The sequence below is a fragment of the Mucilaginibacter rigui genome, assembly GCF_014773275.1.
In the GTDB taxonomy this organism is placed as follows: domain Bacteria; phylum Bacteroidota; class Bacteroidia; order Sphingobacteriales; family Sphingobacteriaceae; genus Mucilaginibacter; species Mucilaginibacter rigui_A.
Window position 1 is genome coordinate 943,433 of sequence record NZ_JACWMW010000002.1, and the last position, 12,210, is coordinate 955,642.

12 protein-coding genes are annotated in these 12,210 nt (G+C 42.9%); 5 read left to right on the forward strand and 7 right to left on the reverse strand.

The annotated features are described in order from the left end of the window. Window positions 1-94: 94 nt before the first annotated feature. The 5 genes from IDJ75_RS11305 to IDJ75_RS11325 all read right to left on the reverse strand — a co-directional run bounded on the left by IDJ75_RS11305 (window position 95) and on the right by IDJ75_RS11325 (window position 5,000). The gene (locus IDJ75_RS11305; protein WP_191175727.1) at window positions 95-505 is read right to left on the reverse strand and encodes a plasmid mobilization protein; all 411 of its coding nucleotides are present in this window, start codon (window positions 503-505) and stop codon (window positions 95-97) included. A gap of 251 nt (window positions 506-756) precedes the next feature. Further along, window positions 757-1,674: a toprim domain-containing protein gene (locus tag IDJ75_RS11310; RefSeq protein ID WP_191175728.1), complete on the reverse strand. Its 918-nt coding sequence runs from the start codon at window positions 1,672-1,674 to the stop codon at window positions 757-759. A gap of 383 nt (window positions 1,675-2,057) precedes the next feature. Then, a complete protein-coding gene (locus IDJ75_RS11315) occupies window positions 2,058-2,885 on the reverse strand; it encodes an RteC domain-containing protein (RefSeq protein WP_191175729.1) in 828 nt (275 codons plus the stop codon). 91 nt (window positions 2,886-2,976) lie between these two features. Then, window positions 2,977-4,338: a cysteine peptidase family C39 domain-containing protein gene (locus IDJ75_RS11320; RefSeq protein ID WP_191175730.1), complete on the reverse strand. Its 1,362-nt coding sequence runs from the start codon at window positions 4,336-4,338 to the stop codon at window positions 2,977-2,979. Between the two features lie 23 nt (window positions 4,339-4,361). Then, a complete protein-coding gene (locus tag IDJ75_RS11325) occupies window positions 4,362-5,000 on the reverse strand; it encodes a hypothetical protein (protein WP_191175731.1) in 639 nt (212 codons plus the stop codon). Between the two features lie 105 nt (window positions 5,001-5,105). Here IDJ75_RS11325 and IDJ75_RS11330 point away from each other — a divergent pair, with 105 nt between their 5' ends. The 5 genes from IDJ75_RS11330 (at window position 5,106) to IDJ75_RS11350 (ending at window position 7,551) form a co-directional block, all read left to right on the forward strand. Next, window positions 5,106-5,714 (forward strand): rhomboid family intramembrane serine protease, encoded by a 609-nt coding sequence (locus IDJ75_RS11330; RefSeq protein ID WP_191175732.1) that lies wholly within the window; start codon window positions 5,106-5,108, stop codon window positions 5,712-5,714. A 323-nt stretch (window positions 5,715-6,037) separates the two neighbouring features. Next, entirely contained in the window at window positions 6,038-6,388 is a 351-nt protein-coding gene (locus tag IDJ75_RS21480) for a helix-turn-helix domain-containing protein (RefSeq protein WP_191175733.1), read from the forward strand. Between the two features lie 72 nt (window positions 6,389-6,460). Further along, entirely contained in the window at window positions 6,461-6,667 is a 207-nt protein-coding gene (locus IDJ75_RS21485) for an HTH domain-containing protein (protein WP_191175734.1), read from the forward strand. A 37-nt stretch (window positions 6,668-6,704) separates the two neighbouring features. Continuing rightward, complete coding sequence (locus tag IDJ75_RS11345; protein ID WP_191175735.1) at window positions 6,705-7,139, forward strand: MauE/DoxX family redox-associated membrane protein; 435 nt, start codon at window positions 6,705-6,707, stop codon at window positions 7,137-7,139. Between the two features lie 148 nt (window positions 7,140-7,287). Next, the gene (locus IDJ75_RS11350; protein WP_191175736.1) at window positions 7,288-7,551 is read left to right on the forward strand and encodes a DUF6520 family protein; all 264 of its coding nucleotides are present in this window, start codon (window positions 7,288-7,290) and stop codon (window positions 7,549-7,551) included. A gap of 33 nt (window positions 7,552-7,584) precedes the next feature. Here the strand turns inward: IDJ75_RS11350 and IDJ75_RS11355 are convergent, their stop codons facing one another. Both IDJ75_RS11355 and IDJ75_RS11360 read right to left on the reverse strand, forming a co-directional pair. Continuing rightward, window positions 7,585-8,973, reverse strand: a complete 1,389-nt coding sequence (locus tag IDJ75_RS11355; protein WP_191175737.1) for a RagB/SusD family nutrient uptake outer membrane protein — start codon at window positions 8,971-8,973, stop codon at window positions 7,585-7,587. Window positions 8,974-8,991: 18 nt separating this feature from the next. Then, complete coding sequence (locus IDJ75_RS11360) at window positions 8,992-12,195, reverse strand: SusC/RagA family TonB-linked outer membrane protein (RefSeq protein WP_191175738.1); 3,204 nt, start codon at window positions 12,193-12,195, stop codon at window positions 8,992-8,994. Window positions 12,196-12,210 lie beyond the last annotated feature (15 nt).

Here is a 12,210-nt window from a genome sequence, read left to right on the forward strand (position 1 = left end):
AACGTATCGCTGTAACGCGATAGCAATATCCCAACCTATCGACCTAACGGTAGCGCTTGGAATGCCGGTAACATTGTATCTAAAATTGATTGGGCTATTTTCCCATTTGTTGTATAATTTTCCGAATAGCGCTTTCCAGCGAAACCTGGATAGCGATATAATCCTCCAGCAGGTTATTAAACTGAACTGCGACCTGAGGGGAAAGCGCACCTTTGAGCTTTAGCGTGTTGGCATGCTTTGCGAGCTGGTTGATATTATTACCTGCCCGTCCAATATCAGCACCAATCCGGTCGAGTACGCAAATCAACTGGCTTGCATTAATTACTATTTTAACGGCGTCGTTTAAGACCCTTAAGCGGATAAGTTCGGTTTTGCTTATGCCCAATTCTTTTTCGAGCCCGGTTATGATATCGTATTCTTCCTGTGTAAACCTTACGTCGATCTTTTTAACCCGGGTGCCATCTTTCATTTTTGGCCGTCCGCCGGAATTTCTGAATTCAACCATAAAAAAACGAGTTGCGAAGTTTTTACAACTCCCCGCAGGGCAAGATTCTTTTTGGATGGATAAAATCCCGGAGGGGATTTTGTCCGACAAAAAGACATCTTGCCCTAACGAAATCAAAGATTTCGTTTCAGTATGATACTGTGAATTTGGAGCTATTACAGGAGTCGCGTCCGGCGTCACCGGTGGTATAAAGCGACGGCATATCTAAAGGGGACTAATTGCAGAATGCGCGGGTGTTCCGGCAAGGAAGGTCATCTGCTTCGCTCTTTGACTATTCCCTTGTCTCCAGGCTTTTTGGTTGCGGCCACCAACATATCATTATAGTCGTTGAATTTTTCATACAAGATAGATTTATCAGTGGCATAGGGCAATGTCGCGATGAATTGCTTCGTCGCTAAAAACCCCGCATTGTCCCGGTCAAGATAAAGGTCTATATGTGAATACTGCAGGGCTTTATTAATGCCGTCATTCAGTAGCGACAAGGTATTCATGACGATGACGCTATTGCCATTGTCAGGGTTTTCTTTGAGCCAGCTGAGATAGTTGGTGAAGCCTTCAAAAACGGCAACTCTTTTTTGGTCACCTGCAATAAAGCTGATCGCTTTATTACCGAGGCATCCTTTGAAATATTTGTTGCGGACTTCCCAGCTTCCCGCTTCATTCTGCCATCCAGCGGCGAAAAATTGCTTGATTGAGCCCTTTTCGTCTTTCACATGATAATAAACCTCTTTCAGTTTTGTTTTTGCCATATCGAAAATCGCCCTGCTTTGCAGATAATTTGTGATGGCGGGATGTGTACCGATAGGCTTGAGTTGTTCGATAATGTAATTTCGCGCCTTTACGGGTAACCTTGGCCGTTGAATTTTAGGCGATGGGGTAGGGACATTGCAGGACCTTTGAATTTTCTCTACGACCTCGTTAAAATTTAATGTTGGCCAGAACGCTATTCCGAAGTCAATGATATTGCCTCCTTTGCCATTGCCATGATCATACCATGCACCAAGTTTGTCGTCTACGCTAAATGAGGGGGTAGAATCACCATCCCTTAACATACTTCTATACATATGTTCCTTCCCGTATTTTTTTACAGGCTCAAAACCAAGCCGGGCAAGGAGGTCGACTATTGAGGCCGTTTCTTTGAGCTCTTTTGCATTTAGTAATTGCGTCATGATTTTTTGTTTGAATAGATAAATGATTTGTAAACCCATGATGGGCCTGTACCGGCAGCGGGTAACGAACCCGTGTAATTCGGTTCTGCCGGTAATTTTTTTCGGGACTACTCACGTCGGCATCTACATGCCGGGCTCTTTGCCTGCCAATGCGTTTTCGGTATATTGATATGATCTCACCTTCGCAAAATTTTCCGTTGTTTTCGGAATAATGTTTTGTCCCTGCATGTCAAAGAACCGTTAAGGCCTTGTGCCTTTGTGTTTCATTGATGCAAATGTGGGGGTGGAAAAAACGGCAACTACTGTAGCTTTTCGGTACTACCGATAAAAAAATACACAGCGGGATGCTGTGTATGCTAAAATAAAATGGAGGACAAGTGATCTTATGAATTGCCCTGGTCGATCTTTTCTTGTATATTTTCTTTCATCTGATCTATATATTTTGTTTGACTCAGGCGTTTGCGTCTGCCAATTTCAGTAAAGCGGCGCTGAACGACGCCAATTTTTACCTGCAGATTTTCTTCAAGCCAGCGAACGATCTGATTTAAGCTCGCATTGCCATTGTTAAGCTGTCCGGTGAGGTACAAGCCGTAAGCCAGTTCAACAACATTGATCGAATCTCCCGTCCATTTGAGGCTATCTCCTGGAGTTTTCTTGGTTGGTTCAGCGCATGCGAGCGCAATCTGGTTCAAACTAAATTGTTGTATGGATTCATAACCTTTGAATTTCGCGAAAAGCAGACTCATCGGAGTGCTGAAGTTTGGATCGAGGTCATTGATGTCTTCAGTAGGCAAATCAAGTGGCCCCGCATTCCTGAGAAAGTAGTCCGTATCCATATTTGTAAGGTTGTTTTTATAATATTGATAATGGAAAGAGTTTATTCTAAAAAAGCTTTGGATGCTCTTTATTTCAGATTCATAGTATTTGAGAATGGTTTCGCTTGTGCCGACGGGTTCATTCAGTTTCAGGTTGTATCTATAGATCAGGCCGATCTTTAGCGCGAGAATCGCCGGTTTGAAGAGTTTGAAAAATTCTATTTCATCGTTCTGGCTTTCAAAACCATCTTCGGAAATATTTGATTTGATCTTGAACAGGGCTTCCCGGATCAGGGCCGTCGCCTCATTTAATTTTCCTGCTGAGCTTGTGAAGGTATCATCATAAAGTAATGCATCTTCAAGTTCAGATCTTATTTTGCTGAGTTCAGTTTTCATAGGTGCGTTTTATGTTTAAAAATGATAGAATAGGATAAGCATAGCATTTCCGTCCCGGTTGTGGCGGGCGAAATATTTTGGAGGAAAATCTCTAAAACTGTAGTGAATGGGCGGATTGCGCGCCATCAAAAATAGTGGGTAGGGCAGCTATCATGCGCTGGAGTACTAGCAGGATCAGGTATCCCAGGATAGTAACGGCTACGACGAATGCCGCTGACAGATGCCCGCTGAATAATTCCAGTCCCATGATTGTCATTATATACATGCCGCCGGCGACTTCGTTGCTGAACATGGATTTGCTCAAAACGGCAGCATTCTTAGCGGCCTGATTGATGTATCGTTGGTAAGCATAGGCAAAACTCTCTTTTTCTTTGGGTAGAAAATCCGCATCAGCGAATTTGACATTTATTAAAATTTCTTCTGATTGTACATGCAGGTCTCCTAAATATTTGGCAAATAAGAGATCATTAGGAATTCTTTTTGTCGCAAGGAAGGCAACCGCCACTGCAAATATCAGGCTAACGAAGCCGGCAAGGGCATCTAAAAACGTAAGACAACCAAGCAGCAAAAGCATTATCAAACCCTCTGATAGCGCGATGGAAAAGACGCTATTTACTGAAAGTTGATATTTACCAATATGTATGAGTTCTTTTTGAAGTGCTTTGTCACTTGTACCTGAAATTCTATAGGGATAAGCCGTTGCAGATGCCAGGCGGTTCGTTAGGTGGAGGTTAATAATCTTGTTGATCTTAATTAATAGTTGCTGCTTGAGATGATTGAGGATGCTTTTGCAGAAAACACTGATTGCAATCAGGATCACAACCGCTAACCTGAAACCGAAATGGGCGATATTTGCTCTTGCGGTTAGTAATTGCTGTAGCAACACGGATAAGCAAATACCCATGAGAAAACTTAATAAGTGAAAGATGGGGATGAAATACCATAGCGGCTTAGAAATTAGATCCCAATTAAAGGCTCTTTGCCATAAAACGAAATCGTTTTCAATAGGAATAGCCTCAATTGGATCGAAATATAATGCGGCCCTTGACGGACAAACTGCTAAGAGTTGCGTCTCATCGATGACTTTAATATCCAGTGCGGGATCTCCGATGATGTAAAAATATTGGCCATTTATTCTTTTGGCCTCAAATAAAGTGATGAAGTGAAAAGCGCCGACCGAATTTACTGTATGAAGGATTATTGGGGTTTTAATATCTCTAAGCCTGTCAGGCTCAAAGCGGACGCACCTGCCTTCCCTGCCATAATTTTCCATTGTTTTTTTGAGATCAAGAAGTGACAGTTCGAACGCTTGCGTATCCATTAATTTTGCAAGTTCCTGAGATTCGCCCGTCTGCCCCGTATATTGTAAGACCATGCACATGCATGCCATTCCACAACTGTTTGGATGTGTCTGCCGGACGAAGCAGCGTTGATAGAAGCCGAGATTTTTCATGTTAGATGTTGTTATGATAGATTTTATGATGTAGCGGGAAAATAAATGATGGATGAAAACGTCAGCAGGGCGATCCAAATCAGCAACGCAGGAAGATATACGCGGATCACAATTTTCAGGCTGGAGTCGTAACTCAATTGCGTTTCCTTTTGAATACCAGCTGCGAGCAAAAACCAGTACGCCACTTCAAACAGGTTAATGGTTTGAAGGGCGTAATGCCAATCCGCAGGGATATTTCCAACCAACATAAGCGCCGACAGCGCATAGTACCGTTGCCACTCTTCGAGTGTGAATACCGGGTCCGAATAATAAAAATGCAGGAACTTGATAGTAGCCGGCAAAAGAAAAACAAATTCGGAAAGTGTGGTAATTCGCAGAAGTTGTGGAAAAGAAACAGAAACCTCTGAAAGGTAGAGTGCCGTATAAAGTATTAACGCAACGGCGATGATCCTTACAGCAAGATAAGTTATTGCAGACGCATAGATCCATTTCTGAAGTAAGTTGTAGACAACAAGTTCCTGATCGGGTTTGCCCGAAAGGTATTGCCCATTACGGATAAAAAATTCGCTCGTCAGGATATATTTATCGGTGAGCCAGATGAGCAGGCAAGAAAGAAGGCATAGCACCATAAAATTAAACAGGTAATTGCTCCAAATTTTCATACAATAGAATTTTTGGTAAAATTCTGTTGCCATCGTGCAACTACCTATAAGTTAAAGTGGTAAGTTATTAGTTAAAGTAATTGTAAATTAACCTCAGAAAAGCCTATGACCGTATCCAATACATTTAATCCGCAAGAATCCCCTGTTTGTCTTTCCTTAATCGCCTGTATATTCGCATGTAGTGTGTTGGCGCTCAGAAACAAACGCTTGTTTTTTGCAGGCCTATTGCATCCGGTTACCGTAAGCAGGAAGAAAGAATATTACAGGTTGGTAACCTCGGATTTGATACATAATGACCTGGTACACCTTTTTGTCAATGTATTTGCTCTGTTTGCTGTCGGGTCACAACTGGAGGAATATCTAAGAAGCATTAATAGTCAGGGAAGCCTTTTGTTTGTGTTCGTTTACCTGTGCAGCTGTGTGAGTGGTACGTTTTTTACCTTTTTAATGCACAGAAAGGATTTCGAATTTTCAAGTGCCGGCGCGTCGGGGAGCGTCCTTGGCTGCATGATGAGTTTTATGATTTTGCAGCCTTATCATATTGCGTTTTACATTCCGGTTGTTGGTGGGGTGATCAATATGTACACCGCGCTGATCTACATCGTTTTTTTAATCGTTTACCAGTTAAGGACAGCGAACCCGCTCGTGAATAACGAAGTGCATTTTTACGGTGCGCTTGGCGGGATTATTTCCGCGTTGATTATAAAGGGATAAAAAATGCCGGGCGGCCCCGGCATTTTATTACCACCAACCGAGGCACGAAGGGCCTGTAGCAGCTGCAATCGCGCCGACTGCGGCACCGACGCCACCAAATAAACCTCCGACTGAGGCGGATACCGCAATGTTGTAAGCACACTGGCTGGCGCCTCCCTTTAACCCTGAGGCAATGTTATCTGTTAGATCTTCCATCTTAAAACAATTGTGTTTCTTCACAATATTATGAATTACACGAAATTGTCTTTAAGCGATACGGATAGCTAAAGGGTTAACTTGTATTTTATTACCTTAGCTAATAGGAAACATTGGGCAAAATATTTATGGATTCGATTGGAGAGAAAATAAGGATACAGCGATTGACAAAGAATTACAGTCAGCAGTATATGTCATTTATGCTTGATATTTCCCAGGCTGCCTATTCCAATCTTGAGCGGAATGAGACTGAACTAACCATTAAGCGGATCTATGAAATCGCCGAGATACTTGAGATATCTCCTTTTGTATTATTACCAAAACCAAGGTTCGGTACTTACATCAATTACCACAATTTCATGCATACAATTCGGAAGATCGGACATTTCTGGTCGGATAAGATTAAAAGGAAGAAAGAGAACCTGCCGGACCATATCAATGTATACCACAGTGACATTGAAAAGCTAAATATCGAATAATTTATAAGTTAAACTTATAGCTTACTTTCTGTAAAACAGGCAATTTCATACTGTAAACCGGCAGGATGAGAAATGGACTACAGGACCTACGAACAGCGTTTAGCGTATATTTTAGAACAGATCAAAAAGAACCGGTTCCGGTCGCTCGAGGTTACCGCGGACCGTTTCAGCTGTAGTGTCCGAACGGTCAAAAGAATGATCGCCCATCTCCGCGATCAGGGTCATGAAATTACATACGACCGGCTTCAAAAAAAATATTTTATAAAAAATACCGAGTGACATTTTCTGTCCTGATTGCCGATACACCTTTGCTTTTATGAAACTTAAAAATTTCAAATGGCAGGCGGTAATTGAGACCTTTTTGATCCTGATGTGGGTTTACGCGGCGATGAGCAAACTCTTTACTTTCGAAGAATTTAAGGGGCAAATGCATAATCAAACTTTGCCTGCAGGTGTGGCGCAATTGCTGATATATACGCTGCCTGAGGCAGAATTAATCACAGCAGCGTTGCTTGTTTTCGATAAAAGTAAGCTGGCCGGCCTGTTTATTTCATTCATTTTGATGTTATTTTTTTCCGGATATATCGCCCTGGTCCTTCTTGGCTATTGGGAAAGGATGCCATGTTCATGCGGAGGCATATTGAAGGTAATGGGCTGGAAGACGCATCTGGCTTTCAATATTTCTATACTGGCCTTGATTTCAATCGCAATAAAATTAATCATCGAAGAAAGGAGACTTGGTGACAATTAAACTAAAGAATGGTAATCATGGATAATGCCGGCGAGGCCGCACACTATTCACCAGGATATGCCGAAAACCCGTAAAAAAGAGTAGGCAGCAATTTAATTTTAACTTAAAGTTTTTTGATGTTTTTTGATTTATAAAAATGTCGTTTACTATGAAAAGATTAAAAATCAACTTGGCTGTTATCGCAGTTTTATTAGGCACAGGCGCAGCGTATGCAACAAACTTTCACAAAGACACAACCGTTTTTTGGGGAAAACGCGCAAATGGCACTTATGTTATTGCGGACAGCAATGACCTTTGTAATAACCTTACGCCGCCAATTTGTAAAGCGGAATATCCTACCGGCCAAAATCCTAACATGGACCCTTCTGATCCGATCAGCGTAACACCCGGCACATTTGTACAGGTTCCTTAAAAAGAAAAGGGAGGCAATCGCCTCCCTTTTCTTTTATCTTGGATTTTGAGGTATTCCGCTCCCGGAAATTTCATTGTTAGGGATCGCGAACACATATTTATTATCACTTGGCGGCAAGGATACAAGCTTGCCCTTGACCACCCGTGATAAAGTCGTTTTATATTTATCTTCCAGGTTTAGTCGCCTGAGATCTGACCAGCGCGTGCCTCTTGCAATCAATTCTTTGCGTCTTTCCAACAAAATCCGGGCTAAAACATCATCAGCATTCGCTGATACGATAGGCGTAAAAGTTCCGGTTTTATACCGGTTAGTTAAGAGCAAGTTGAGGTCTTTCAATGCGGCGGTCAAATCGTTGCTTCGCGCTAAGCATTCTGCCCGGTTCAAATAAACCTCGTCTGTAGCCAGCCCTCCAAACAATCGGTATGTAAATCCGGTATAATCGCCAATAAATGAAAAATTTCCTGTGCCATCGTCAACAAATAAAAGGGATTTTCTAAGGTCATTCTGTTCGAAGGAATTGTAAATGGCCGGGTTAATGTAGGGAGAAAAGAAGTTAAAAAGGGCACTGATAAGATCCCCGTAAAACACAACCTCATCATTTCCTGTTGCGACCGACTGTGGAAAAGGATTTACGCCCGAAGCAGATAAAGTGTTGTAGTCGATCAGTTGGTTGTCGGCCGTAAGATATTCATCAGCGGCTTTTTTGGCATTCGTAAAATCGCTCATGCTCAAATACATCCTGGACAATAAAGCGTTCACAGAAAGCTGTGATGCCATCGTATTCAGCGCGGGCTTTTTCGGAAGAAAAGTCTTGGCAGTATTCAGGTCTGTGATAATCTGATCGTAGGTTTGTTGAACACTCGCCCGGACAGATTTTATATTTACATCGCTCTTTAGCCTCAATGGAATGCCCTGATCCGTTGATGCGGAAGCTTTTGTATAGGGTTTTGAGAATTCCTGGGCTAAGTTATAGAATGCCCTTGCCCTGAAGAATAATGCATTTCCTTTTAACTGATTTCGTTGCGATTGAGTTGCCGGATCATTCGGGAGTTTGTCGACCCCTTCCAGTATGATGTTCGCGTAAAAAACCTGTTGGTAAGGCGTTTCCCAATCTAACAAGCGCTCGCTTGAAAATGGTTCCCAGGTGTAGCTGTTGGCCTCGGAAATGTCAAGATATTCCAAAGCGTCGTCGGGCAGAAGAAATTCGTCACCGGCGATCATATTTAGCGACGGGGCGGCGTTCATGATCGTGAGATTGTTCAATAACGCCTGAAAGTCCTGTACCGTTGTGGGCACCAACAATGCCTTATCAGGTTTTTTGTCGAGAAAGTCTTTTTTGCAGGATACAGAAAGTAAGCACAGCATGATTGGTATCGCGAATAGTATCGCGTAGGTTGATCTGCTATATTTTTTTAGTTTCATGATGATCGTTTTTAAGGTTTATAAATCAGCTCTTATTCCAAAGGCATAGGTTCTTACCGGCGGGAATTGGGCAATCGGATAATCGGGATCAAGTGGTGTTTTTGTCGCTTTCCACAAAATCCCCAGGTTATTTGCATAGGCATATACCTGGATATTTGTTATCGGCAGCCATTTAAACTTATCTTTTCCTATAGTGTAGCTCAGGTTAATATCTTGTAAGCGGATATGATCTCCTTTTTCGATAAGAGCGGATGAGTACATATAAAAATTGTTCCGGTTACCGTTGTTAGCTGCGGGCATGGACGGTATTTGTGTGAAAGCTTCATCGCCGGGCTTCATCCATCTTTTTTCGAAATCGCCGTGTCCGCCCTGGCCTGTTAGAATGGTGGCATAATTTACAGAGCTACGCCTGAAATAGTATCCGAGACGGTAACTGATATTCGCGGAAATCGAAAATCCTTTAAAGCTGAAAGTGTTTCTGAAACTGCCGAACATCGTCGGCCTGGCGGGGCCGTTATATTGCAAGCTGTCAGGTGTCGCGGCATTGATTATTCCCGTGTAATCCTTGCTTATCTTCCCGTCAAGATAACCCTGCGGATCACCGGTCGCAGGATCGAGCCCTGCGGATTTAAAGCTGTAAACACCGTATAGTGGCCTTCCTTCGAGTGGATAAACCAACTGCAGGTAACTTAGTCCACTGCCTTTGATCTTGTAATCGGTTACTTTATCGACGGCCTTGCTAAATAAAAAATTGGTCGTCCATTTAAAGCTTCCGGCAAGGTTGCGGGTTTGAACCGAGAAATCATAACCATATCCGCTATTGTTCGATAAGTTGCCGCGAAACTCGACAATACCTGAGGATGGGGCGTAAGGGGCGTTTCCAATAAGATCGATCCCATTTTTGTGGTAATATTCCAGCGTTCCGCTTATCCTCCTGTTGAAAGCCTGAAAGTCTACTCCAAGATTAACAACTTTAACCCTTTCCCAAAAAAGATCCGGGTTAGGCGGATTCGTTATGGTTGCGTACGGTAAACCCGATAGATTATCAATGCCGCTGTTATACCGGGCTGTGGTGTATGCAGTCACCGATTTGTTGACGTTACCATTAAAACCGTAAGTCGCCCGGATTTTTAGAACAGGCAACCAGGCGACCTTGTAAAAGGGCTCATTGGAGACGTTCCATGCTATACCCGTAGACCAGAGGGGCACACCCTTTTGATTTGTTCTCACGCCGAAGAGATTTGATTGATCAATCCTGCCGCTTGCGGAAATAGTATACCGGCTATCATAGTTGTAAGCGATATTCGCGTAATAGGAGCGGTACCGGTCGGTAAGGTCACTGAGGTTATCAGCATTTGGAATCTGCAAAGTGGAGGCAGTATTGTAATAAAGCGGGAAGTAATTGATGTAATCGACTTTAGTAACCGTTGCATGTTCAGGATCGTAACCGTATTCGCGGTACTGGTTATTGGTCGTATGCGTATTCCGAATTTCGTATCCGGCAATCGCGGTAAGATCATTTTTGCTATTCCAGTTCTTTGCATAGTTGATTTGCCCCCGAAAATTTTGCGCGATAGCTAAAGAATTGCCAAAATCAGCGATTCCACCTAATGGCACGGGGTAAACAATCGAACCGTCGGCCGGCACCGACGAAAATTTATTGATAAGATCGCGTGCGTAATAACTGTCCTGCGTATTTACAGTGCTGTTCAATCCCGTCGTCCGGCCATAATAATAAAGCGCGCTCGCATTTAGTCCGGGTATGATCTTATAAACGAGATCGAAGTTGAACCTGTAGTCCGTAATTTTAGCATGATTATTCGCAAGGCGAACTTCCTGTACCGGATTGTATGTCCAGTCTAATAGCCCTGCCTGTCTTGCGGCCGTCAAAAAGGATGAGCGGTAGTCATGATTAACAGGAAGCAGGTTTCCGTTTCCGTCCGCCAGCTTCGCGTAGGGATAAAGCGCGGAGCCGTTGTTAGAGGAGAAGTAAATGCCCGTTGTTCCCTGATTATTGACAATATTGTCACTTTGTATGTAGGAAATACCCGTGCCTACATCGAGGTGGTTGTTGAAGAAATTGTAAGTATGATTGGCATTGAAAGAAACCCGGTTGTATTGATTATTGACAAGATTCGCGATGTTCTTATCGTAACCTGCGGACACATAATAGCTTTGATTCGTAGTGCCGCCTGATAGGTTAACATTGTACTGTTGCTGTACATTCTGCTGGTACAGATATTTATTATAGTCATTGCGAACATCCTGGCTGTTAAAAGATTCAATTTGCGCGTTTGCCTCTGCCGCCGAAATCTTGCCGTCACGTTGTGCAATCAGTAATTCGACGACCGGGGTTAGCGGATTCTTGTTGGCTGAATTTTCGTCCCTGTTGTATAACCCTTTATTGAAGAGATATTTTTCCTGTTCAATAAATGCAGGAGTGGAAATTTTGGATAGATAAAACAAATCCGGTTTATCCCCGATGGTAACGCTGCTGTTAAATGAAACCTTCGATGGCTGGCTGTATCGCCCTTTTTTTGTCGTTATCACGATTACTCCGTTGCCGGCTTTCGCGCCCCAGATAGAGGCTGCGGCTGCATCCTTCAAAACGGTTATACTTTCTACGTCATTAGGATTAATGTTATTGATGTTTCCGTCATAGGGAAAATTATCTATAACGATAAGCGGATCTGCTTTCCCAAAAATGGTACTTTGCCCGCGAATACTTATTTGCGTCTGGTAAGAGGCATTACTTGTCCCACGGTTGAACACTAAGCCGGGAACAACATCTTCAAGCCTGCTGATGATATCGGTACTCACCCTTCGGTTTAGTAATTCATTGTTTACCTTTTCAAATGAGCCGGTCGCCCTTTCTTTTGGGATGTTTTGATAACCCGTTGATACGACCACTTCCTTTAGTTCATTGTTTTTCCTTTCCAAAAGGATAATGATGGAATCTCGCGAAGCGGGGTTGACACCTAATGTTAATGGTAAATAGCCGATGTAGCTGACAGCAATCTTAAAGTCTCCGGATCCGGGACGAAACTTAAAATTGCCCGCTATATCGGAGGTAAGTGTCAGGTTAAATTGATTAATCCTTAGCGTAGCGCCTGAAAGTGGCCGCTGTGTTTCACTGTCAATCACTTTGCCGACAATCAGGGATTGGGCGTGGCTTTCTGAAATGACAAATGCCAGTAAAAACGCTATTATAATTGTTTTCATGATTTATATTTAAGG